This is a genomic window from Prochlorococcus sp. MIT2309 (genome assembly GCF_059772305.1).
On sequence record NZ_CM186282.1, the window covers coordinates 1,451,847 to 1,475,425 of the forward strand.

Sequence of the window (23,579 nt, forward strand, 5' to 3'; positions counted from 1 at the left end):
TGAGATGGGATTACCCATGGTTACGAAAAATGCCTCAAAGGTCTCAAACCGTTTTCTGAAACCTCAAACGAATTTCAAAAGATTCAGACAATTCCGAACAGATTTTAGAGAGGTTTTCCCAGAGGGAGCTTGGAATAGCATAAGAGTTAATTTAGAGCTCCAGGGATGGACACCATCTCAAATAAAGATGACAAGAGATTTACTCAGAGGCGGTTGGTCTCTAATCACGGCCCTGAAGCAAGTTTCACTACGATTTGGTAGATGTCCGATTGCTTCAAGAAAGTTACTTCGAACTTAACTCGAAAAATATAACTTATCACCAAGTTTATATTTCTTCCAGTAATAATTTAGTGTACTTGGAGAAATATCTTTTAGCACTGGTAACTGTGCAAGAATTTTGATTTTGCTGAATTCTTCAATTGTCTTTGGGTTATCTTTGTGTAACTCGCCATTTAAAATTATCCCAAGTATCGGTATAGCTCTTTTTCGAAGAGCTTCAATGCTTAAAAAGGTGTGATTTAATGTACCAAGTCCTGATCTTGCTACCAGCACAACTGGTGTACCCCACTTTTTGATCAGGTCGATTTGTAAGAAATTTCTATTAATGGGGACCATTAACCCTCCAGCACATTCGATAATTAATGAGGAAGATGATGGGCTTAGATTTAATAAATTTTGATCGATTTCTATCCCCTCTTTTTCCGCAGACCAATGCGGAGATACAGGTGCTTTGAGTTTATAAATCTCAGGGAGATACCTTTCCTTCGGAAGATTAAGTATTGAAACTAGTCTTTGTGTATCACTTAAATCCTCTAATCCACTTTGGATTGGTTTCCAGTAAATTCCTTTTAAACCCTCAACCAATAGTGCACTTACAATAGTTTTACCAATGTCGGTATCAGTACCACAGACGACAATATTTTTATAGCTGTTATTCATTTTTGAATAATAAGAAGTTGTATTTTCCAGGTTAAACATATGTCTTCATTTTTAGCGGATAGCCATTCTCTCCGTAATCGACGCCATTCACCAACACTAAGTGATTTTTTTTTACTACTATTTGCGCCTACATTAACAATTGATTTGAGAAGTGAAGTGATATCGCTAGATTTTTGGGTATAGGTAATTATCTGATTATGTTTTAAATTTGTACTTTTTAAATACTTTAGACAAGATTCTTCAGTGGGAAGATCAAGTGCAGTGATAGGAACATTAGCCTTCTTTGCAGCTGAAAGCCATTCCGGGAAACTTCCTCTTACTGGGAGGGAAACTGCTATCAATCCACCAGGAGAGAGACTTTCGAACCATTCTTTAATACGTACAGCAGGCTCCATTAGCCAATGAATGGCAAAACTAGACACGATTAATTTTGGGGATTCAGGCAAAGGCGGTAGACCCTCATTGAGGTCCCAAACTTTTGTAATGCTTGAACTTGCATGTTGGTTGAGCATCTCTTTCGAAGAATCTATTCTGATGATTTTTTGCGTTGGGTTAAGTATCTCTAGTGATTCTGCAAGAAAGCCAGTTCCGGATCCAAGATCTAGCCAAATACCTTTAGGAATTGAGTGTTGCGCGCATAAGCTTGCTAGCTCATTAACTATCGATTTTTGAAGACTTGCATGATTGTCATATTGCTCTGCAGCATTACTAAAATTTTTTGTTATTTCATTTTGCCAATCTTTTTTCATAGTTGACACTCAAGCCAATCTTTGACTTTTTTAATTACTTCAATATCTGAGAATGAATGCCCCTTATCTGGGATATTCCAGATAAGGGGGTCGAATGATAAATAATTTCTCAGCTCTTGTATAAATAATCTCTGAGCAGAACTTGGAACAATTTTATCTTTGTTTCCATAAATTATTAAAACCCTTGAATTTTTTGAAATTCCTTTAGGTATGCCTTGGGTATTAATTAACAAATTCAAGTCATTTATTAGTTTTTTTCGGCCTTCTAGGCTTATTTTTTTGTCAAAAATTTTCATACGCTTAGGCTCAAAATTATTTGGGGAGTGGGACTTTTTAAAAAAGTTTATAAGCATGCTGCTCTCTGTTTTAGAGCCCAAGGTTTTTTTCATTCCATTTAATGCTGTTTTTGTTATTCTTTCGTCTTTACCAACAGGATTGAATTTTCCAAAACTACTAAAAAATATGACATCAGTTGCGCTTTCATACGTCAAGGGTGCAAGCAAATGTGAGCCAAGAGAGTGGGCAATGATAGCCCTTTTATTTGAAGGATCTTGATCAGAGGCATCCCAAGTGAATTCCTTGGGTTTAATCTCGCCGTACCCTCTTTCATTGCTTTGCCACCTCCAACTGAATTTTTGCATGTATTTCTTCCATAAATCCCACTCACTACTGTCCCCGCCCCAACCATGCATTGCAATGATTTTTCTCATTGGTTTTCCAGGCAAGCAATAAGTTTATCCAGCGTGATCTTAGGAAGATCTTTTCTAACTACCAACCTTAGTCTGGAGCTTCCTTCTGGGACAGTTGGTGGTCTTATCGCTACGCAAAGAAGACCATCTTGTTCCAATTTGTTTTGGAGTATGAGTGCTTTTTTATCATCACCAACAATAATTGGAATGATTGGACCAATTCCAGCCGTAATGTTCCATCCATGCTGTTGAAGTCTCTTGCGCCAATCACGGCACTTTATTTGTAATTGGTATGGCCAGGAGTTATTGCTTTTAATTAATCTGAGGGCAGCTAATGCTGCTGCGCAAAGTGGAGGTGCAAGTGCAGTCGTGTACTTAAATGCTCCACATTCTTGAATTAATTGCTCTCCAAATTTTAGACTTCCTGCGATGAAAGCTCCCCCACTGCCGAAAGCTTTACCAAAAGTTCCACTAATAATTAAGCCAGGGATTTCAACGCCATAGCATAGCCCTCTACCGTCTTCACCCAAAACGCCAATTGCATGTGCTTCATCAATTAATAATCTTGCATTATAATTTTTGCAGAGTTTAGTTAAATCTTTTATGTTTGGGGATGTGCCTTCCATACTAAAAAGACTTTCAGTAATAACTAGTGGCGATCTAAAAGGTTCTTTTATTTTATATTTCTTTAAATAACCTTCTAGATCATTTAAATCATTATGTTTAAATCTTATTAACTTTGCACCACTTACTTTTATACCTGTTAGGAGAGAATTATGCACTAGTCTATCTGCAATAACTGGAGTATATCTATTTGCTAAAATTGAAACAGCGGCAATATTGGCTTGAAATCCACTGGGAAACAAAACCGTCTTTTCTCGACCAATCCAATGGGACAATTCATCCTCAAGTTTTTTGTGTATTGGACGACTACCTGTTACTAATCTTGATCCGCCAGCTCCAACACCCTCCTCTAGGCTTGTTTCGAAAGCGGCTTTTATTAAAGCAGGATGATTATTTAGATTTAAATAATCATTACTTGCTAGATCAATAAGAGATTTTGATTGATCAGTTAATGGAAAATTATAAAATTCTGCGATTTTTTTGCCTGGTATTAGGGTGCGAATTTTTCTTTTTCTATACTTTGGAATTTTTTTCATCCTAATGATGTAGCTAATTTTTTTCTTAGTGGTCCTTTCCCCAGATTCGCATACCTTTCTTCCTCTGCATATATTGGATAGGTTGAATTAAAAAAATGCATAAGATTACAATATGAATGCCATCAGTAATGATTTTATTAAATCAAATAATTTCAATCCAAATAAATTATCGCTAGAAGAAATTTTCCCATTTCCTTTGGATGATTTCCAATTGGAGGCGATTGATTCTCTTAATCGGGGCAATTCGGTTGTTGTAAGTGCTCCAACAGGATCTGGAAAGACTTTAATAGGTGAGTATGCCATTCACAGAGCAATATTGCACAAAAAAAAGGTCTTTTACACAACACCTCTCAAGGCACTCTCTAATCAAAAATTGAGAGATTTTCGTCATCAATATGGGGAGGAAAATGTCGGCCTTCTCACAGGTGATTTGAGTCTAAATAGAGAAGCCTCGGTGGTAGTAATGACTACAGAGATTTTCAGAAATATGCTTTATGCAGAAGTTGATGACGACGACGACCTACTCGGTGATGTGGAAACAGTCGTTTTAGATGAATGTCACTACATGAATGACTCACAAAGGGGAACTGTTTGGGAAGAATCAATTATTTATTGCCCATCTTCTATTCAGTTTGTTGCGCTTTCGGCAACTGTTGCAAACGCAGGACAATTAACTGATTGGATTGAAAATGTACACGGACCTACCGATTTAGTTTCTAGCGATTTTCGCCCAGTCCCGCTCACATTTAATTTTTGCAGTGCAAAAGGATTACATCCACTTTTAAATAAGCAAGGAACAGGATTGCATTCAAATAATAAAGTTTGGAGATCTCCCAAAGGCAACAAAAAAAAAGGTCGCATTGGCCGTCCAATACAGCCACTATGCCCATCAATTAATTTTGTCATATCTCAAATGGCCGCAAAAGAAATGTTGCCAGCGATTTATTTTATTTTTAGTCGTAGAGGTTGTGATAGAGCTGTCAAGGAGTTAGCTGTAAACTCATTGGTGACTGAAGAGGAAAAAAAACTTATTACTCTCAACTTGAGAAACTATCGCCTAAAAAATCCTGAGGGTATAAGAAACGACGTGCATTTGGATGCTTTACTGAAGGGTATTGCTGCTCATCATGCTGGCGTACTTCCAGCCTGGAAAGAGTTTATAGAAAAATTATTTCAACAAGGTTTAGTAAAAGTTGTTTTCGCAACTGAGACTCTTGCCGCTGGAGTGAATATGCCCGCGAGAAGTACAGTAATTTCAACTTTGTCTAAGCGAACTGAGAATGGACATCGCCCTCTTATGGGTAGTGAATTTTTACAGATGGCTGGACGTGCTGGACGAAGAGGGTTGGATGATAATGGGTTTGTAGTGACTGTCCAAACGCGATTTGAGGGAGTTAACGAGGCTGGAAAACTTGCTATTAGTCCTGCTGATCCTCTGATTAGCCAGTTCACTCCCAGCTATGGGATGGTTTTAAACCTTTTACAGAGACATAATCTATCGAAATGTAGGCAATTGATAGATAGAAGCTTTGGCAGATATATTGCTAGCCTCGATCTTGAAGAGGAGGAAAATAAACTCAATGAATTAAGAGATCAATTGATTTTATTGAGAAGCTCAACTATTGATGTCCCCTGGGAGGAGTTTGAAAAATATGAAAAGAGAAGAGCACATCTAAAAGAGGAAAGACGTTTACTTCGAATCTTAAAACAACAATCAGCTGAAACACTAGCTAATGAGCTTACTTCGGCTCTTCAGTTTGCCAACTTAGGAACCCTGATAACGCTAAAGGCACCCCAATTAAATGGACGAATAACTCCCGCAATAATAATTGAAAAAATTTCTGGGTCTGGCCAATTCCCTCTTCTTCTATGTTTGACAGATCAAAATCTTTGGATTTTGTTGCCATGTCATGCAGTTGTTAGTTTACATGCGGATTTAACCTGTATTGATGTTAGTCGATATGAAAAAGTCAATTTACACAAGCCCGGGGAGCTTTGTCATGGAGGCAAAGATAGTGAAGAACTTGCTTCACTTTTAAGAAATATTGCTCAAAAATATGATATGACTACACCTCAATATGATTTGGCATCAGAGGTCCTAAGCCAATCGGAGCTTGTAAAGACTTTAGAGGATGATTTAGAAAAACAGCCAGCCCATCAATGGGGGGATCGAAAAAAATTAAAAAAACACAAACGTCAGATTGAGCAATTAGAGACTGAATTAATAAGTAGACAGCAACTTCTTCATCATAAAGCCAATCATCACTGGGAGAAATTTTTATCCCTGATTAAAATTTTAGAAGAATATGGTTGCCTAGATGGCAAGGATGCAACAGAAATGGGGAGAACTGTTGGAGTTATAAGAGCAGATAACGAATTATGGATAGGGTTAACATTGATGAGTGGTTATTTGGATAACTTATCTCCATCACAATTAGCGGCAGTTATTGAATCAATTAGTGTAGATTTAAACAGGCCAGATCTATGGTCTGTTTTTCGTCCATCTGAAATCACTGAAGAAGTATTTTTTAGTCTTTCAGGTATCAGAAAGCAATTAAAGAAAAGTCAACAAAAAGTTAATATTGATATTCCTATTTGGTGGGACCTAGAACTAATGGGATTGGTTGAAGCCTGGGCTTCAGGTATCAAATGGAACGACTTAGTTAATGGAACGTCTCTTGATGAGGGAGATATCGTAAGAATAATGCGCAGGACAGTTGATCAATTATCTCAAATATCCTATTGCGAATTGGTCACAGATAAATTGAAAAAAACCTCACGAATCGCTCTTGAATCTATAAACCGATTTCCTGTAGCTGAATTAGAAGATATTGCTCTCAAGGTAAAAAAAGAAAAGGTCAATAATAATCCTGCTACAGAGAGACTTGAATAATGTAATTAACCTTGGTTATTGGGGGTAGTCATATTTTCCACATTGACTATTTTATCAAACTCTTCCTCTTTTAGATACTTCAAGTTTAAACAAGCTTGCTTCAAGCTCAAGTTTTCCTGATGTGCTAGGTGCGCAATTTGTGAAGCTTTTTCGTATCCAATTTTGGGAGAAAGAGCAGTCACAAGCATCAGAGATTGCTCTAAATCATGCCGCATTTTTTTTTGATTAGGCTTTATCCCATCAATCATTTTTGTCCTAAAACAATAACAAGCATCTTTTAATAGTTCGATACTCTTGAGGATATTAAATCCAATTAGTGGTTTGTATGAATTCATTTGAAGGTGGCCACCACATCCAGCCAATGAAACAGAGGTGTCTAACGCAATTACTTGCGTACATACCATTGCCATTGCTTCACATTGAGTAGGATTGATTTTCCCTGGCATTATGGAGCTGCCTGGCTCGTTGCTTGGGAGCTCAAGTTCACCAATTCCTGCTCTTGGTCCAGACGAGAGAAAACGGATGTCATTTGCAATTTTCAATAAAGAAACAGCTAAAACTTTTAATTGCGTCATGATGTTTACTAAATCATCATGAGATGCCATTAATACGAATTTATTTTTTGCAACCTGAAATGGCAATTCTGTAATAGTCGATAATTCAGAAATTACTTTTTTATCGAAATTGACAGGAGTATTCAAACCAGTACCAACTGCTGTACCTCCTATAGGTAATGAGAAAAGAGCATCTATTGAAGATGATATTCGAAAATAGGATGCATGAATTTGTTCATGCCAAGCTGAGGCCTCTTGCCCCAGTGTTATTGGAACTGCATCTTGAAGATGTGTCCTACCAATTTTGATGATATTTTCCCAGTCTTGACTTTTTCTATTAAATGACTCTATAAGTAGCTTTAACTCAGGGAGAAGACGTTTTTTAATTTCTTTAACTGTCGCTATATGAATAGCGGAAGGAAAAATATCATTTGTTGATTGAGACATATTTACATCATCATTGGGATGGAGAGGTCTATGACTACCAAGGGATTGACCTTCCTTTAAAGAAGCGAGATTACTGATCACCTCATTCATATTCATATTTGTTTGTGTGCCGCTACCCGTTTGCCAGATTTTTAGTGGAAATTGATTTGAGTGATTACCTTCTGTGATCTCTTTCGCAGCGTTGACTATGAGAGCTTTTTTCTTTTCGTTGAGAACTCCTAGCTTAAAATTAGAGATAGCTGCAGCTTGTTTTATTTCAGCTAGAGCATGGATCAAAGTCAAAGGGATTAAATCATTACTTATCGAGAAATTAATTAAAGCTCTTTGTGTTTGCGCGCCCCAAAGAGCGTCCTCAGGTACCTCTACTTTCCCTAAACTGTCTCTTTCTATGCGCATAATTTATTTTGAGTTTATTCAGTAATGATAATGTGGCATCTCTGTAAAAGAACATACAGAAGTTTAAAAGCTTGATTTGAACTCAAAGTACTTAGAAATGTCAAATATTAAATACCTAATCGTGCCCATATGATTTCTAAATTTGCTTGATGAAGGTCAGAAGAGAAACAATTTGCGAGTTGTTCGGTTGAGAGTTTTTCTTTGATTTCTTGATCCCCTTCAATACTTTTTCGGAAATTTCCATCTTTTTTATTCCATGCTGAATGAGCGTGCTTTTGAACTAACTTGTAGGCCTCTTCCCTTTTTAAACCAGCTTCGACAAGGGCAAGAAGAACTCTTTGACTAAAAATAACTCCTCCATAGATGTTCATATTTTTGAGCATGTTCTCTGAATAAACCCCTAAACCTTGTATTATTTCTGTCATCTCTCTCAACATGAAGTGCAGACAAATTGATGTGTCTGGGAACATCATCCTTTCAATGGAACTGTGACTAATATCTCTTTCATGCCAGAGAGCTACATTTTCTAGCGCTGCTACAACATAACCTCGGAGAACCCTAGCCAATCCGCTAACTCTCTCACTTCTTATGGGATTTCGCTTGTGTGGCATGGCTGAACTACCTTTTTGACCTTTAAGAAAGCTTTCCTCAACCTCTAGTACATCTGTTCTCTGTAAGTTTCTTATTTCCGTAGAGAATCGATCGAGTGATGATCCAATGAGTGCAAGGGTTTGGATGTAATTTGCATGTCTATCTCTTGAAATTATTTGTGTGCTAGCAGTATCGGGAACAAGGCCAAGTAGTTCGCAAGTTATTTTTTCAACCTTTGGATCAGTATTTGCGTAAGTCCCCATAGCACCACTGATCTGACCAACGGATATTTCTTTCTCGAGTGAATCAAGTCTTTCGCAATTCCTGATTGTCTCTGCTAACCATCCAGCTAATTTAAATCCGAAGGTAATTGGTTCTCCATGAATCGCATGAGATCTACCTACCATAACTGTTCTTTTATGTTCTTTGGCTAAACCCCTGATTGCTTGCTCAAGCTTTTTGATTTCAGATTTTAGGAGTTTTGTTGAATCCCTTAATTGAAGAGCAAGCCCAGTATCCAAAACATCACTACTAGTCATCCCCACATGTATGTAACGACCTGCGTCCCCCACATTTTCATTTACATTAGTTAAAAAAGCTATTACATCATGACGCACCTCATTTTCTATCTCCAGAATCCTTTTGGTTGTAAAACCAGCTCTCTCTTTGATTTGAGTTAATGCTTCATTTGGAATTTTTCCAAGCTGAAAGTTTGCCTCGCATGCAGCAATTTCTACTTCAAGCCAACTTTTGAATTTGGCTTCTTCTGTCCATATGGAGCCCATTTCTGGGAGTGTGTAGCGATCAATCAATGGGTCGCGGGATAGTAATTAGTAAATATTAGTTGTTCGTGCTCATGCAGACTTAAGTCTATGGTGAGGAACTTCCCAGTGAACGTATCTCCCCCATGATTGCTGCCGAACCCAGCATCTACCACCCTTACATACAATTACTTGGAAGGGGGGTAAATCATTAGGTTGATTTTCAATTGTTGCGAAACTTCCAGGCGGAAGAAGAGCCAGAATCTTTGGAGACTCTACCAATGATGCCAATTTCTTCGATCTATTTTTGGAGATCATTGTGGGATCCGTTAGGTTTGTCAGATTTTTGGACACGACCTTTCGGGCGGGTTGGTTAAATCTTCTTCTAACTTTTCTTATTTCTCTGAGTTCCGCGGTTTTTATTCGGTTTCATGTTTATTTTTATAAATAAATGACTAAAAAAATACGGTTAGATCTTCACTTGCTAACGAAAGGTCTCGTAAATTCTCGGCAACAGGCTATTCGATTAATCCGAGCAGGAAAAGTGAAAACAATTTATGGGGAGATTTTGGATAAGCCTGGTAAGGAAATTGATCCAAATATTGTTTTGCTAGTCAAAAAACCACCTAGATTTGTTTCTCGTGGGGGCGAAAAATTAATCGCCGCTTTTGATTATTTTTCTCTTAGTGTTGAAGGGAAAGTTTGCTTAGATTGTGGAATCTCAACTGGTGGATTCACAGATTGCTTGTTGCAAAAAGGTGCAAGAAAAGTTTATGGAATTGATGTTGGCTACGGACAGACGGCCTGGGCGATAAGGAATGATCCCAGAGTGATACTCAAGGAAAGAACCAACATCAGAAATTTGAAAGTTGAAGAATTATTTTTAAGTAAGGACCCAAAGCCTGAATTTTTTGTAGCAGATCTATCTTTCATATCACTGAAATTGGTGCTGCCCAAAATATTTTCTTTTTTGAGTTCAAAAAACACGGAGGGAGTTATCCTCGTTAAACCACAATTTGAGGTTGGGAAGGAAAAAGTTGGGAAAAGAGGAATTGTAAAAGACCCTCATCTTCATGAAGATGTTTTATGTGGGTTAGTTGGTTTTATAAATTCTATAGGATGGGTTATTAATGGGTTGATAGCCAGTCCAATTACTGGAGTAACGGGAAATCAAGAGTATTTGATGTGGATAAGTGCAGGTGCGGTGAACAGTTCAATCAACATAAAAGAAATCGTTCGTTCTGCTATGACTAAATAGCTGATTCATCAATTTCTCCAGTTCTTATTCTCATTACTGAATCTACAGGTGTTATGAAAACTTTTCCATCACCGATTTCACCCGTTTTAGCTGCTTCAGCTATTGCTGTGAGAACCATTTCAACGTTTGAATCAGATACCACAACCTCGATTTTTAGTTTTTGAAGAAATTCGACAGTAAATTCGGAGCCTCGATAACGTTCGACTTGACCTTTTTGGCGGCCAAAACCTCGTACTTCGCTGACAGTCATTCCTACAATTCCCGCATTAACAAGGGCAACTTTTACATCTTCAAGTTTGAATGGCCTAATGATGGCCTCTATTTTTTTCATTGCAATTAAATAAGTAGAGGGTACCAAAGCTAGGTAGATCTTTTACAAACTAGCTATTTATTGAAGATCTTACAGTGATTAGATTTACAGAAAGACCAGCACTTTCCGCATCCTTGCTTAACTCAGAAACGCAATCAAGTGAAATCGTTACCTGGTGATTGGCAATTGCTTCCCAATAAATTTCTTCAAAATGCGTCTGAAGCCAGAGCATTCCATGAATACTCTCGGGTTGAAGAAGTATTCCCTCAGAAGAGTGAGATAGCGAAATGTCCATAAAAACCTTTTTATGTTGCACTTATTAACCAAGTTAAAGAAGATATTTGTTGTGGCGGTTGCTACTTTTTTAATTTTTGGAGGCCCTTTTCAATAACCATGGATTCACCAAAAACATCAAAACCCCTTTATGGAGAGAGGCTGATAGCAGACTCAGAGCTAATTTGTTTTGATAATCCAAATCTAATAAGGAACTACGAAATAAAAATTGATTTGCCAGAATTTACATGTCAATGCCCTTTCTCTGGTTATCCAGATTTCGCTGTATTACGTCTTTTCTATCAACCAGGAAAGAAAGTGCTTGAGTTGAAGGCTTTAAAACTTTATATAAATAGTTTTAGAAATCAAAAAATCTCGCATGAAGAAGCTGCAAATAAAATCCTTGATGATTTAGTGGAAGCAGCTAAACCTAATTGGATGCTACTTGAAGCTGATTTTAATCCCCGAGGGAATGTTCATATGGTGGTCACAGTTACCCATGGTGAAAAAAATTAAAAGCTCTATAAGTTGGTAATGACTTTAGTTAATTTTGGAAGATCTAAATATAAGCCATAGGGGTTTCTATTACTTTCGCCACCTATATATAATATTTTTTCTTCTTCATCGAGTAAAATCCAGATTTTTTTAGTTGCAATAATGCTTAGAATACCTCCAATTAAAGTTACGGCAAATCCACTGTAAACAAGAGGCACCCCAGGATCTCTTTTAATTAGTAAACCACTGCTTTTTAAAACATCTGTTATTTTTATGGATACATTATCAATTTCATTGAACTCTTCTCCAATAGATGCTGAACCAAGAAGTTTACCTTCATTATTGAAGATTTTTACTGGACCATTTTCGTTAGATAAAGTCAGTAAGACATAGTTTGTATTTTCTGGGTCAGTTGGTATGAGAACACCATATATTTCATCACCTAGTTCTTCAATTCTATTTAATGGAAATCTAAGTTTTGGACTGTTATTCAATTGAACAGTCAGAGCAGATAGAGCCCAATCTGCTTGATAAATTGTTAAACCTCTTATCCTCAATGGGTGATTAACTCTGGTCTCCTGATACATTTCATCCCTATTTGGCTGACTAATTATCAAGCTTGAAATAAATTGTTCTGGGTTGCCATTGCTATTTCTAATAATTTTAAAATCCTTTAATTTGATTTTTAACTGATTATCACCACTTTGATCAATAAGTTTTATTGATCTTCCCGGTAAAATAAATCTCTCTACTTTTTCTCCACTTAACACTCCAACAATAGAACCAATCATTAATAAAATTAATCCAATATGTACTAATAGCGGACCTACTCTTCCTATAACACCTCTTCTAGCCGCAATACGTTTATTTTTTTTATTTATTTCCCAGCCTGTATTTTTTAAGTGAATTGATAACTCATCAATAATTGAAGGATTATCACTTACATTAATTTTCTCAGAAACAAGAAGTTTATCAATTTGTTTTTCTGATTTATAATCTATCCATTTAAGTGCTGATTTTAATATTGGTATTTGTCTTCTCCAGCTGCAAGCCATTAGAGCAAATCCTAGCCAAATCAATAAGCCGATAAACCAAAAACTTGAATAAATATGATCAAGCTTTAAAAATAATAAAGTCTCACCATTTATATAACCTAGCCATGGATTAAGATTATACTTGTCTATAATGATTTGAGGTGATTCTCCTTGTGGGATAGCTGTACCAATACTGCTACATATAGCTATTATTATTAATAGAAATATTGCTACTTTTAGGCTAGAAAGTTTAAGTATTAGTCTCTCAATTACCGCCATAATCTAAATCCATTCTGATAATAGATTAAGTAAACCAATTACAATCAATACAGTACCGCTAATAACTGGTATCCACCTCCCTGCTGGCCTTAAAGAAAGAATTTTTGGAATTGATGCTGCTGCTGAACCTGCTATGAACAAGGGAGTAACTTGCCCTAATCCAAAACTGCCCAGTAAAAAAATTCCAATTATTGGGTTACCCGTTTTTGCTATCCACCCAAGTAAAACCGCTAAAACTGGTGTTGTGCAAGGAGATGAAGCCAGTCCAAATGCTAAGCCGGTAGTGATAGGTGCAAGGGGTTTAGGCACTTTATTTCTCCAATTGTCAGGATCTGGACCACTTGGGAGTTGAAAAGTTAATACTCCAATTAAGTTCAAGCCCATCAAAATTGCCAGCAAAGCAACGAATTTTGCAAAAATTGTTGGTATTTGTCCAAAAATGTTCCCAAGAAAGCCACTAAGGCTTCCGAGAATTACCAAAGCTAATACGATCCCACCACAAAAATTTAAACTTCTGATTAATGGTGATTGGTCATCTTTGAAACCAGCTAAATATGCAACAGTTATTGGGAGGAGCGAGATTGAACATGGCCCCAGACTTGTTAATAGTCCAGCAATAAAAACAAGGGAAAAAGTAAATATCCCAGGCTTATTTAACGCTCCGGAAAGAAGTATTTCACTATTTTGAGCCAGCTCTGAAATTGAAAATTCCAATTAATTAATCTGATTGGGTGGGCTTGCCAAATAAAAATTTTCATTATTTTATCTACTTTTCCACCTCTTTTTGATTTTGATACCGTCATCTGAAACTCTTGATTCAATTGAGCATCTGATCAAAAGCCCTGCTATTAGAAGGCTCGAAAGGAGTGAATTGCCCCCATAACTGACCATTGGTAAGGGCAATCCTGTTGTGGGCATTACACCAGAAGCAACGGCTATGTGCATTATTGATTGTCCAACAAGCATTGTGCTACATCCAATTGCTATTAATTTGCTGTAATTATTTTTGCATCTAAGAGATATTTTTAAGCCTATATATGCAACAATCATTAAAAATAATAAAAGCATTATTGATCCTATGAAACCAAATTCCTCTGCAAAAACTGCATATATGAAATCGGTACTTTGGATTGGTAAATATTTTAATTTTTGCGTGGATAGTCCATAGCCCTCTCCGAACCATCCACCAGAACCAATCGCATAGAGACTTTGAATTAACTGATAACCATTTCCCTGAGGATCTTGCCATGGGTTCATAAATGATAAAACCCTAAGTTTTTGATAATCGTTTCGAAGAATGCTATTTATTCCTATTGCTAAACCTAATGAAGCTGATACGAAAAGACCTTTTAAGTTTAGGCCAGAGGCAAATGCCATAATCCATAAAAGTATTCCTGTTAGAGCAGCTGTACTTAGATTTGGTTGTTTAACTATTAATACAATTAATGAACCAAATATAGTTATCCAAAAGATTTTTTTTTCATTATTAATTCGGCTCCAGTAACCAAAAAGATTTGCTGCTTGAAGGATTAAAAAAGGTTTAACCAATTCAGAAGGCTGAATTTGGAAAGGACCCAATATTAACCAACGAGTAGAACCATTTATCGTACTTCCAATAAATGATGTTGCTCCTACCATTATTAATCCAATTATCAAAAATAAACTTGATAATTTCAACCAATTTCGTAAACTGGTCGAAATAGCAAGCCAAACGATTGCCGAACTAGCAGTTAACCATATTAGTTGTCTTTTTATATAAAAAGCTCCGTCCCCCATCTCTCTTATCGCTACCCACCAACTTGCTGAACCTAAAATAAAAATACCTCCAATACTCCAAAATAAAATAAGACCCAAAAGCAATCTTGATTCTGCAGGCCAGCAAGAAAAACTTGCCTCATTTACATCTTTCTGAAAAGATTTAGAAAAATCTATTCTTAATTTATTCTTTTTAGAACAATTGGTTTTCTTTCTATTTTGATGGCCATTTTCTAAAAGATCATTTTCCAATTTCTAAACAATATTTTTCTTTATTCAGGCGTCAAATTTCCCAATAGCAAGCTTTAATCTATGTTTAAAAATAAATTGTCGTAAATCATATGAGCCTGAGCTAATGGAATTAATAGTTTTTGTTAATTTAAATCTGTAGAAAATTAAACAATTTTACTACTGTGTTTATTTGATGAACCAAGCCAGGCAAGCACATCATTTTGGGCATGCCTGTTGGATCAATAATTAGGTCTGAGAAAAATTCTTGCAAATTAGCTGTACAGCTATTACTTCTACATGATAGATTTCGCGGGCCTTTAGAGAGACTTTATTCATTTGCCGGTAGCACCGAAGCTTAATTCAACAATTTTGACCTCTTCTGAGGGCAATGATGTTCTGTCATCTTCTGTGGAATCTGGCTATTTGAACAGTTCAAGTTTGAAAGCTGAGCCATCTTCAATGCCTTGGGATGATTCATCAAATGACTATCTGCAACTGCAGTTTCAGATTTACAGACTGACTTTGATCATGGCAATTTTTGCTGTATTGATCACGGCGATCTTCTTTGATTTTCGAACTTCCATAAGTGTTCTAACTGGATCTTTTGCTGGAATCTTTTACTTGCGGCTTCTTGCTCGAGGTATTGGAAAATTAGGCAAAAGCTCGGTCTCTGTAAGTAAGGTTCAACTGCTTGTACCAGTATTGCTTTTTTTCTTGGCATCAAAATTCTCTCTTTTAGAAATTTTGCCTGCACTATTGGGATTTTTTATCTACAAGCCTGCCTTAATTGCTCAGTTTTTACTCAAGCGCTAGCTGGGGAAAACTTAATCTCTGCCAATTTCCTTTGGCTTAATTAACTCAGTCGTTTCCCGACAAATTTTTTCTTAACACTCAATGGGTTCATTTCCATTCTTATTACCTTTTGCAGAATTAGAGGTTGGTAAACACCTCTACTGGCAAATAGGAAACATAAGTATTCACGGCCAGGTTTTTATGACTTCCTGGATTGTCATAGGTGCTTTGTTGACACTGGTGGTAGTTGGCACAAAAAAAATGGAACGTGATCCAAAAGGTGTTCAGAACCTTTTGGAGTTTCTATGGGATTACATAAGAGATCTCGCAAGAACTCAAATAGGTGAAAAGGTTTACAGAGACTGGATGCCTTTCATTGGAACTTTATTTCTGTTTATTTTTGTAAGTAACTGGGGAGGAGCATTAGTTCCCTGGAGAATAATTAAACTTCCCAGTGGTGAACTTGGTGCTCCAACTGCAGACATAAATACAACTGTGGCTTTAGCTCTATTGGTTTCACTGTCTTACTTTTATGCAGGTCTAAGTAATAAGGGATTGAGGTATTTCGAGTATTACGTTTATCCGACGCCAATAATGCTTCCTTTCAAAATTGTTGAGGATTTTACCAAACCACTTTCATTATCTTTCCGTCTATTCGGTAATATTCTTGCCGATGAATTAGTCGTAGCGGTTCTAGTTTTCCTTGTACCTCTTGTGCTTCCAGTGCCAGTTATGTTTTTGGGACTGTTCACAAGTGCTATTCAGGCTTTGATTTTTGCTACTCTCGCTGCCTATTACATAGGTGAGGCTGTAGAGGAACACCACTAAAAGCCTCATTTTTGTTAGTGATTTGACCCTCAACTAGCAAAAAATCACTGCGCGAAGGTCCGAAATGCTACGGGCCCATCTCATTAATTATGAAATGTCCCCCGCGCAGGTATAAACTCCCGGTCCACCTGATCACGCGCTAAGCGCATTAAATCTCTCTATTTCAAATCATGGATTCCATTACTACTGCTGCTTCTGTTGTTGCTGCTGGCTTGGCTGTTGGCCTTGGTGCAATTGGCCCAGGAATTGGCCAAGGTAGTGCTGCTCAAGGAGCAGTTGAAGGTATTGCTCGTCAACCTGAAGCTGAAGGCAAAATTAGAGGAACACTTCTTCTATCTTTCGCTTTTATGGAGTCTTTAACTATCTATGGCCTTGTGGTAGCACTTGTATTGCTATTTGCAAATCCTTTTGCTGGTTAATAGAAACTCTTTTACTTATTGAAGCCTTAAAACAGCTTCAAGCCTTTAATAGATTGCTTTTACGTTACGCACACTGCTAAATGACAAGTTTGGTTTTCTTTGGAGCTAGTGAGGGAGGTCTTTTTGACTTCGATGCCACTTTGCCATTAATGGCAATCCAAGTGGTTATTCTCACTTTCATACTCAATTCACTTTTCTTCAAGCCAGTTGGAAAAGTAGTTGAAGAACGTGAGGAATATGTTACGACCTCTAGAAAACAAGCCAGAGAGAAAATTGCAGAGGTTGAGAAACTTGAGCAAAACCTCAAGAATCAACTCAAAGAGGCGAGACTGGCAGCGCAAAAAGTAATCAAAGAAGCCGAAGATGACTCTGAGGCCCTATATAAAGAAGCTCTATTACTTGCTACCTCTGAAGCAAATACTTCAAGGGAAAAAGCAAGAGATGAAATCGAAGCTGAAAGAAATACTGCTTTAAGTCAACTTAAAGCAGATTCAGAACAGCTTGGTGAGTTGATCGTGTCCCGATTATTGGAAGCAAAATGACTTTCCCATTTACATTTGCTGCAGAAGGATTTGGTCTTAATCTCAATCTTTTTGAGACAAACATACTTAATCTGGCTGTTGTGATTTTTGGACTCTATAAATTTCTTCCAGGTTTTCTTGGCGGAATTTTAGAGCGTCGAAGGTCAGCAATCATGACTGATCTAAAAGATGCTGAAGACCGTCTTGATGAAGCTACTAACTCACTTTTGTTAGCACAAAAAGAGTTAGCTTCAGCAGAGCAAAAGGCTGAAAAGATCAGAAGTGACTGTAAATTAAGAGCTGAATCTATTCGCCTTGAAAGTGAAAAACGAACCATTGAAGAAATGGCTCGTATCAAGCAGGGGGCAGTAGCGGATTTAAATGCTGAAGCTGTCCGTGTTAGTGCTCAACTTCGCAGAGAAGCTGCTCAAATGGCGATAGATAAAGCTTTGGAAGTCTTGCCAAGAAGGCTTGATAAGAAAACTCAGGATGAGTTTTTAACTCAGTCAATCAACAATATGGGTAATAACTAATGCCATTACTCAACACAATCACCACCCCCTATGCTGAGGCTTTTTTGCAAGTTGCTGAAAGCCGTAATGAAGTTGAAGAGGTGGTAGAGCAATCTAAGTCAATTATTGATCTTTGGAATCAAAGCCCTGAATTTCGAGATGCTATGTCTTCTCCGGTTCTGGAGGTTGACTCTAAAAAAGCTGCCCTTGAGAAACTTTTTGCGAGTGAATTACCTCCTTCTTTTCTTAATCTGCTCAAATTACTTGCAGATAGAAATCGAATTGGATTCCTAAATTCAGTACTTGAACGTTTCCTTGAGCTCTATCGAGAGCAAAGAAACATAGCTCTTGCAACTGTTACCTCGGCATCTGATTTAAATGAGGATCAGCAAAATCAAATTCTCGAAAAAATCAAAGGGATTGCTGGAACTGAAAACCTAGAACTCAATTTGCAAGTTGATCCATCTCTTATTGGAGGATTCATAGCGAAAGTTGGTTCTAAGGTTATAGACGCCAGTTTGGCAGGTCAGGTTCGTCGATTGGGCCTATCTATCGCTAAGGTTTCCTAATCTTTCACCACATTCTTCTTTTTTTACTCTCACCCTTTTACTTCCATGGTTTCCATACGCCCCGACGAAATTAGTTCAATCCTCAAGCAACAAATTTCTGATTACGACAAATCAGTTTCTGTTAGTAATGTCGGTACTGTTCTTCAAATTGGGGACGGTATTGCTCGAGTCTATGGCCTTGAAAAAGTTATGGCTGGAGAATTAGTTGAATTTGAAGATGGAACAGAAGGCATTGCCTTAAATCTTGAAGATGACAATGTAGGCGTTGTTTTAATGGGAGAAGGTATTGGCGTTCAAGAGGGAAGTACTGTAAAAGCGACTGGAAAGATTGCTTCAGTACCTGTTGGTGAAGCCATGTTAGGACGTGTAGTCAGTCCTCTTGGTGTGGCAATTGATGGAAAAGGAGACATAGCTACCACGGATTCTCGTCTAATTGAGTCCATAGCCCCAGGAATTATTAAAAGGAAGTCTGTTTGCGAACCTATGCAAACTGGTATTACCTCCATTGATGCAATGATACCTATTGGTAGAGGGCAAAGAGAATTAATCATAGGAGACCGCCAAACTGGTAAATCAGCAATAGCAATAGATACGATAATCAATCAAAAAGGCCAAGATGTTGTTTGTGTTTATGTTGCTGTTGGTCAAAAGTCAGCTTCTGTAGCAAATGTAGTTGAGGTCTTAAGAGAGAAGGGCGCTTTGGAATACACAATAATTGTTAGTGCTAGTGCATCAGAAGCAGCAGCATTACAGTATTTGGCTCCCTACACTGGTGCTGCTATTGCTGAGCACTTCATGTATCAAGGTAAGCCGACTTTGGTTATCTATGATGATTTGACTAAGCAAGCACAAGCTTACAGACAAATGTCTTTACTTTTGAGACGTCCACCAGGACGTGAAGCTTATCCAGGGGATGTTTTTTATTGTCATAGTCGTTTACTTGAGAGAGCAGCAAAGTTATCCGATGCAATGGGGGGTGGTTCTATGACAGCACTTCCAATTATCGAGACCCAAGCTGGGGACGTTTCTGCATATATTCCAACAAATGTGATTTCAATTACAGATGGACAGATTTTCTTAAGTTCAGACCTTTTCAATTCAGGATTGAGACCAGCGATTAATGTTGGAATTTCTGTCAGCCGTGTTGGAGGAGCAGCTCAAACTAAGGCAATTAAAAAAATTGCTGGAACTTTGAAACTTGAACTTGCTCAGTTTGATGAACTTGCGGCGTTCTCCCAGTTTGCTTCAGATCTTGATGAGGCTACTCAAAAACAACTTGGCAGAGGGAAACGTTTGAGAGAATTATTGAAACAAGCTCAGTTTGAACCACTTAATCTTGCAGAGCAAGTAGCTATCGTTTATTCAGGTGTTAAGGGATTAATTGATGATGTGCCTGAAGATGATGTAACTAAGTTTGCACGTGAATTAAGAGACTACTTGAAGACTAATAAACAATCCTTTATAGATAAGGTTCTCTCTGAGAAAGTCCTTAGCGAAGAATCCGAGGCAATGCTCAAAGATGCAATCAAAGAGGTTACCTCTTCGATGCTGGCCACGGCTTGATCATTAAATTCAGTTTTAGAAGGACACTTTCATGGCAAATTTAAAGGAAATACGTGACCGAATTGTTTCGGTCAAGAACACGCGTAAAATTACCGAGGCTATGCGGCTAGTCGCAGCAGCTAAGGTTAGACGTGCGCAGGCACAAGTTTTGCAAAGTCGCCCTTTTGCAGATCGATTGGCTAGAGTTCTTGAGAATATTCAATCTAGGATGCAGTTTGAAGCTGCAGAAGCACCATTACTCAAGAAAAGAGAAGTTAAAAAAATTACTATTGTTGGCGTTACTGCTGATAGGGGATTGTGTGGGGGATACAATGCAAATATCATTAAGAAAACCGAAATTAGATATGCAGAATTAAAAGGACAAGGTTTCGATCCTGATTTAATACTTATAGGAAAGAAGGCGATAACATATTTTCAAAACAGATCATCGCAATACAACATCAGAGCAACTTTTAAGGAACTTGAGCAAGTCCCAACCTCAAAAGACGCTGGTTCGATAACAAGCGAAGTTCTCGCTGATTTTACTTCTGAGTCTACGGATAGAGTCGAAGTTATCTATACGAAATTTATCAGTCTTGTTAGCTGTAATCCAGTTGTTCAAACTCTATTACCTCTTGACCCACAGGGGATAGCTGAATCTGACGATGAAATTTTCAGATTAACAACAAAAGATAGTAAATTAACAATAGAGAAAGATACTGCTCCTTCGAACGATCAACCAAAGTTGCCGTCTGATATTGTTTTTGAACAAAGTCCAGAACAATTATTGAACTCACTGCTTCCTCTTTACCTACAAAATCAACTTCTTAGGGCATTGCAAGAATCCGCTGCTTCGGAACTTGCTAGCAGAATGACGGCTATGAATAATGCCAGTGATAATGCAAAAGAGTTAGCTAAAACCTTAACTCTTGACTACAACAAAGCAAGACAAGCTGCAATTACTCAGGAAATTCTTGAAGTAGTTGGTGGTTCATCAGTTTAAGAAATTTAAATTGATATAAAAAATATTTTTATGGTGAAACTACAAATATTAGAGCTGGAAATTAACAGACCAATTGATTTTTCTGCTATGAAGTTAAGGAGTTTAGTTATAAAAGAATTGAATAAATACGGAGAACCTTTACGTTGGGCAATAACTTTTATTAATTCAAATATTATAAAAATAGAAGGTGTTGTCCTATTAGGAGAAAAAATTTACAACAAAAAATAAATACAATTTTTACTAAATCATAATTGTGAATAATAAACCTCTCCCCATTTTGATGACTGTACCAACAGGGATTGGGTGCGAAATAGGGGGATTTGCTGGTGATGCTATCCCAGCAGCAAGATTACTTGCGGCTGCTAGTGGTTGTTTAATTACTCATCCAAATGTGATGAATGGAGCAATGCTCTATTGGAATGATGAAAGAATTCAGTATGTTGAGGGATATTCTCTTGATCAATTTGCTCAGGGGAGAATCATGTTGAAACCTATACGACAACAAAAAATAGGTATACTTTTCGACTTAGGAATTGAGCCGCATTTATATCAAAGGCATTTACAAGTTATATCTGCTTGCAAGTATACTTTGGGTCTTGATATTGGTCCAATTATTCAGACAGAGCAACCATTAAATATCACTACATATCAATCAAATACTGGAATAAGTTGGGGAGATATAGAAGAGCCAAGCGAGTTATTGAGAGCAGGTGAAAAACTTAAAAATATGGGAGTTGGTGCAATAGCTGTTGTTACTCAATTCCCTTCTGATATCCCTAATCAATCTCTTGATGACTATAGAAAAGGTAAGGGAGTTGATTTCCTAGCAGGGATAGAGGCCATGATAAGTCACTTGCTCGTTAAACATTTAAATATTCCTTGTGCTCACGCTCCTGCTGTTGAGCCTTTGGAAATCGATGTAAATATTGATCCAAGAGCGGCCGCGGAGGAATTAGGTTATACCTTTTTGCCCAGTGTCTTGAATGGGTTAAGTCGAGCACCAGATTTGATTGATATTTCAGAACTGGACAAAAATAGTTTTTATAAATACTCAAAAAAATCTTTAATATCCTGTGAGGAACTTGGTGGAATTGTTGTCCCTGATGGTGCCTTAGGGGGGGCGGCAGTTTTGTCTTGTATAGAGAAGGGGATACCTTTGATAGCTGTAAGAAATAGAAGTGCAATAAATGTCGGTTTTCGAGAATTAGGCCTTGATGTGGGGAGTAAAAATTGCCCTCAGCATAAGTATATAAGCGTTAATAATTATATAGAGGCTGCAGGAATTATAATTTCTTTGCGTGAGGGAATAAATTTCGATTCATTGAGAATTTAATTAATTTTCAACCACCACATATTTATTATTAACTAATGATTTGAATTTAATAATTTTAATTTAGACAAGCCATAGGGTGTCTTGGTGGTATCCCAAGAGCTTTGGCAACACCTGGGTGACATACAGAACCTCTAATAGTATTTAAACCTGAGAGTAACTCAGGACGTTCTGTTACAGCAGCCTCTAGACCCCGTCCAGCAATACCTAAAATATATGGAAGAGTTACGCTGACAAGTGCTTCTGTTGAAGTAAAAGGGACGGCACCAGGCATATTACCTACAGCATAATGCTGTATACCGTGAATATTGACTGTTGGATTTGTATGAGTTGTTTCAATGCTAGTTGCAACACATCCACCCTGATCTATTGCAACATCAACAATCACTGAATTTGTTCTCATTTGCTTGACCATTTCTTCGTCAACAAGGGTAGGAGCCCTATCACCTGGAGAAAGAACAGCTCCAATTAATAAATCTGCGGTTGGGATTAATCTTTCTATAAGCCCTCTACTACTAACAACACTCGTCAATCTACCCCTCCTATCGGCTTCTAAATTTCTAAGTCTTTCAGGAGATCTATCTAAAAGCATTACTTCAGCATCCATCGCTGATGCCAATCTTGCCGCATTCCATCCAACCGTTCCTGCTCCAAGAACTATTACTCTTGCAGGTCTTACTCCGGTACATCCACCAATTAACACTCCTCTACCGCCTTGGGGACGTTCAAGTAAATGAGCCCCAACCTGTGCGGCAAGACGACCGGCGATCTCACTCATTGGTGCTAATAGAGGAAGACCTCCACTTTCAAGTTGAACCGTCTCATATCCCAATGCTGTCGTTCCAGCTTTCAATAAGGCCTCGCCTACTTTTGGATATGCAGCTAAATGTAAGTAAGTAAATAAAAGCATGTCCTCTCTTAAAAATTTAAATTCACTTTCTTGTGGTTCCTTCACTTTTACAACCAAATGAGCAGCCCAAGCTTCCTCCCTAGAGACAATTTTGGCACCAGCGGCTGCAAATGCAGTATCTTCAATTCCAGCTCCATCCCCGGCACCTTCTTGAACTAAGACTTCCAGCCCTTGAGAAACAAGTTCCTTTGTTGCATCTGGGGTGAGAGCAACTCTTAATTCATCGGATTTAATTTCGGATGGTACACCTATGCTGGACATTGGTGCAGACAAGACAGATGTGGACATGGGTTGAAACTACTTTTTTTAGGGTGCACTTTTTGTGCTTGTTTGTCAGCT

At 37.6% G+C, this 23,579-nt stretch carries 27 protein-coding genes; 14 read left to right on the forward strand and 13 right to left on the reverse strand.

What is annotated here, in order from left to right; genetic code table 11:
* Positions 1-16: 16 nt before the first annotated feature.
* Entirely contained in the window at positions 17-298 is a 282-nt protein-coding gene (locus AC6EJA_RS07870) for a hypothetical protein (RefSeq protein WP_498502106.1), read from the forward strand.
* On the opposite strand, the gene bioD is transcribed toward AC6EJA_RS07870, so the two are convergent.
* The 4 genes from bioD to AC6EJA_RS07890 are packed head-to-tail and all read right to left on the reverse strand — an operon-like array spanning position 295 to position 3,537.
* Positions 295-939: a dethiobiotin synthase gene (gene bioD, locus AC6EJA_RS07875; protein WP_498502107.1), complete on the reverse strand. Its 645-nt coding sequence runs from the start codon at positions 937-939 to the stop codon at positions 295-297. The two genes, AC6EJA_RS07870 and bioD, sit on opposite strands and share 4 nt — an antisense overlap.
* Complete coding sequence (locus AC6EJA_RS07880) at positions 936-1,688, reverse strand: methyltransferase domain-containing protein (protein WP_498502108.1); 753 nt, start codon at positions 1,686-1,688, stop codon at positions 936-938. Before AC6EJA_RS07880 ends, bioD begins: the two co-directional genes overlap by 4 nt.
* A complete protein-coding gene (locus tag AC6EJA_RS07885) occupies positions 1,685-2,398 on the reverse strand; it encodes a hypothetical protein (RefSeq protein WP_498502109.1) in 714 nt (237 codons plus the stop codon). Before AC6EJA_RS07885 ends, AC6EJA_RS07880 begins: the two co-directional genes overlap by 4 nt.
* Positions 2,395-3,537 (reverse strand): aminotransferase class I/II-fold pyridoxal phosphate-dependent enzyme, encoded by a 1,143-nt coding sequence (locus tag AC6EJA_RS07890; RefSeq protein WP_498502110.1) that lies wholly within the window; start codon positions 3,535-3,537, stop codon positions 2,395-2,397. The genes AC6EJA_RS07885 and AC6EJA_RS07890 overlap by 4 nt, the downstream gene beginning before the upstream one ends.
* Before the next feature lie 112 nt (positions 3,538-3,649).
* On the opposite strand from AC6EJA_RS07890, the gene AC6EJA_RS07895 reads away from it, so the two are divergent.
* Positions 3,650-6,430: a DEAD/DEAH box helicase gene (locus AC6EJA_RS07895; protein ID WP_498502111.1), complete on the forward strand. Its 2,781-nt coding sequence runs from the start codon at positions 3,650-3,652 to the stop codon at positions 6,428-6,430.
* 5 nt (positions 6,431-6,435) lie between these two features.
* Here AC6EJA_RS07895 and AC6EJA_RS07900 read toward each other — a convergent pair whose 3' ends face one another.
* From AC6EJA_RS07900 to AC6EJA_RS07910, 3 genes are all read right to left on the reverse strand, one after another.
* On the reverse strand, positions 6,436-7,827 hold the full coding sequence (locus AC6EJA_RS07900; RefSeq protein WP_498502112.1) for a class II fumarate hydratase: 1,392 nt from the start codon (positions 7,825-7,827) through the stop codon (positions 6,436-6,438).
* A gap of 107 nt (positions 7,828-7,934) precedes the next feature.
* The gene (gene purB / locus AC6EJA_RS07905; protein WP_498502113.1) at positions 7,935-9,230 is read right to left on the reverse strand and encodes an adenylosuccinate lyase; all 1,296 of its coding nucleotides are present in this window, start codon (positions 9,228-9,230) and stop codon (positions 7,935-7,937) included.
* Between the two features lie 42 nt (positions 9,231-9,272).
* A complete protein-coding gene (locus AC6EJA_RS07910; RefSeq protein WP_498502114.1) occupies positions 9,273-9,533 on the reverse strand; it encodes a hypothetical protein in 261 nt (86 codons plus the stop codon).
* Positions 9,534-9,630: 97 nt separating this feature from the next.
* Between AC6EJA_RS07910 and AC6EJA_RS07915 the strand changes: the two genes are divergently transcribed.
* Entirely contained in the window at positions 9,631-10,437 is an 807-nt protein-coding gene (locus AC6EJA_RS07915; protein ID WP_498502115.1) for a TlyA family RNA methyltransferase, read from the forward strand.
* On the opposite strand, the gene AC6EJA_RS07920 is transcribed toward AC6EJA_RS07915, so the two are convergent.
* Positions 10,430-10,768: a P-II family nitrogen regulator gene (locus AC6EJA_RS07920; protein WP_498502116.1), complete on the reverse strand. Its 339-nt coding sequence runs from the start codon at positions 10,766-10,768 to the stop codon at positions 10,430-10,432. The genes AC6EJA_RS07915 and AC6EJA_RS07920 overlap by 8 nt on opposite strands.
* Before the next feature lie 49 nt (positions 10,769-10,817).
* Positions 10,818-11,042, reverse strand: a complete 225-nt coding sequence (locus AC6EJA_RS07925) for a hypothetical protein (RefSeq protein ID WP_498502117.1) — start codon at positions 11,040-11,042, stop codon at positions 10,818-10,820.
* A gap of 98 nt (positions 11,043-11,140) precedes the next feature.
* On the opposite strand from AC6EJA_RS07925, the gene queF reads away from it, so the two are divergent.
* A complete protein-coding gene (gene queF / locus AC6EJA_RS07930) occupies positions 11,141-11,536 on the forward strand; it encodes a preQ(1) synthase (RefSeq protein ID WP_498502118.1) in 396 nt (131 codons plus the stop codon).
* A 5-nt stretch (positions 11,537-11,541) separates the two neighbouring features.
* On the opposite strand, the gene AC6EJA_RS07935 is transcribed toward queF, so the two are convergent.
* Genes AC6EJA_RS07935 through AC6EJA_RS07945 form a run of 3 tightly spaced genes read right to left on the reverse strand, consistent with a single transcriptional unit; the run spans position 11,542 to position 14,760 of the window.
* A complete protein-coding gene (locus AC6EJA_RS07935) occupies positions 11,542-12,828 on the reverse strand; it encodes a cytochrome c biogenesis ResB family protein (protein WP_498502119.1) in 1,287 nt (428 codons plus the stop codon).
* A gap of 3 nt (positions 12,829-12,831) precedes the next feature.
* Positions 12,832-13,542, reverse strand: a complete 711-nt coding sequence (locus AC6EJA_RS07940; protein ID WP_498502120.1) for a cytochrome c biogenesis CcdA family protein — start codon at positions 13,540-13,542, stop codon at positions 12,832-12,834.
* Between the two features lie 48 nt (positions 13,543-13,590).
* Positions 13,591-14,760 (reverse strand): FtsW/RodA/SpoVE family cell cycle protein, encoded by a 1,170-nt coding sequence (locus AC6EJA_RS07945; RefSeq protein WP_498503579.1) that lies wholly within the window; start codon positions 14,758-14,760, stop codon positions 13,591-13,593.
* A 390-nt stretch (positions 14,761-15,150) separates the two neighbouring features.
* Between AC6EJA_RS07945 and AC6EJA_RS07950 the strand changes: the two genes are divergently transcribed.
* The 10 genes from AC6EJA_RS07950 (at position 15,151) to AC6EJA_RS07995 (ending at position 22,333) form a co-directional block, all read left to right on the forward strand.
* Positions 15,151-15,627 carry an ATP synthase subunit I gene (locus tag AC6EJA_RS07950; RefSeq protein ID WP_498502121.1) on the forward strand — a complete coding sequence of 159 codons (477 nt, stop codon included), beginning with the start codon at positions 15,151-15,153 and terminating at the stop codon, positions 15,625-15,627.
* Positions 15,628-15,708: 81 nt separating this feature from the next.
* Positions 15,709-16,434, forward strand: a complete 726-nt coding sequence (gene atpB, locus AC6EJA_RS07955) for a F0F1 ATP synthase subunit A (RefSeq protein WP_498502122.1) — start codon at positions 15,709-15,711, stop codon at positions 16,432-16,434.
* 170 nt (positions 16,435-16,604) lie between these two features.
* On the forward strand, positions 16,605-16,853 hold the full coding sequence (atpE, locus tag AC6EJA_RS07960) for an ATP synthase F0 subunit C (protein ID WP_011125758.1): 249 nt from the start codon (positions 16,605-16,607) through the stop codon (positions 16,851-16,853).
* An 80-nt stretch (positions 16,854-16,933) separates the two neighbouring features.
* Complete coding sequence (locus AC6EJA_RS07965) at positions 16,934-17,395, forward strand: F0F1 ATP synthase subunit B' (protein ID WP_498502123.1); 462 nt, start codon at positions 16,934-16,936, stop codon at positions 17,393-17,395.
* Positions 17,392-17,907, forward strand: a complete 516-nt coding sequence (locus AC6EJA_RS07970; RefSeq protein WP_498502124.1) for a F0F1 ATP synthase subunit B — start codon at positions 17,392-17,394, stop codon at positions 17,905-17,907. Before AC6EJA_RS07965 ends, AC6EJA_RS07970 begins: the two co-directional genes overlap by 4 nt.
* Positions 17,907-18,455, forward strand: a complete 549-nt coding sequence (gene atpH / locus AC6EJA_RS07975) for an ATP synthase F1 subunit delta (protein ID WP_498502125.1) — start codon at positions 17,907-17,909, stop codon at positions 18,453-18,455. The genes AC6EJA_RS07970 and atpH overlap by 1 nt, the downstream gene beginning before the upstream one ends.
* Positions 18,456-18,500: 45 nt before the next feature.
* On the forward strand, positions 18,501-20,018 hold the full coding sequence (gene atpA / locus AC6EJA_RS07980; protein WP_498502126.1) for a F0F1 ATP synthase subunit alpha: 1,518 nt from the start codon (positions 18,501-18,503) through the stop codon (positions 20,016-20,018).
* 31 nt (positions 20,019-20,049) lie between these two features.
* Positions 20,050-21,000, forward strand: coding sequence for a F0F1 ATP synthase subunit gamma (locus AC6EJA_RS07985; RefSeq protein WP_498502127.1), 951 nt, complete (start codon positions 20,050-20,052; stop codon positions 20,998-21,000).
* A 30-nt stretch (positions 21,001-21,030) separates the two neighbouring features.
* Positions 21,031-21,228, forward strand: a complete 198-nt coding sequence (locus AC6EJA_RS07990) for a DUF8621 family protein (protein ID WP_498502128.1) — start codon at positions 21,031-21,033, stop codon at positions 21,226-21,228.
* 52 nt (positions 21,229-21,280) lie between these two features.
* The gene (locus AC6EJA_RS07995) at positions 21,281-22,333 is read left to right on the forward strand and encodes a DUF3326 domain-containing protein (protein ID WP_498502129.1); all 1,053 of its coding nucleotides are present in this window, start codon (positions 21,281-21,283) and stop codon (positions 22,331-22,333) included.
* A gap of 55 nt (positions 22,334-22,388) precedes the next feature.
* Here AC6EJA_RS07995 and ald read toward each other — a convergent pair whose 3' ends face one another.
* Positions 22,389-23,528 (reverse strand): alanine dehydrogenase, encoded by a 1,140-nt coding sequence (gene ald, locus AC6EJA_RS08000; RefSeq protein ID WP_498502130.1) that lies wholly within the window; start codon positions 23,526-23,528, stop codon positions 22,389-22,391.
* Positions 23,529-23,579: the final 51 nt, after the last annotated feature.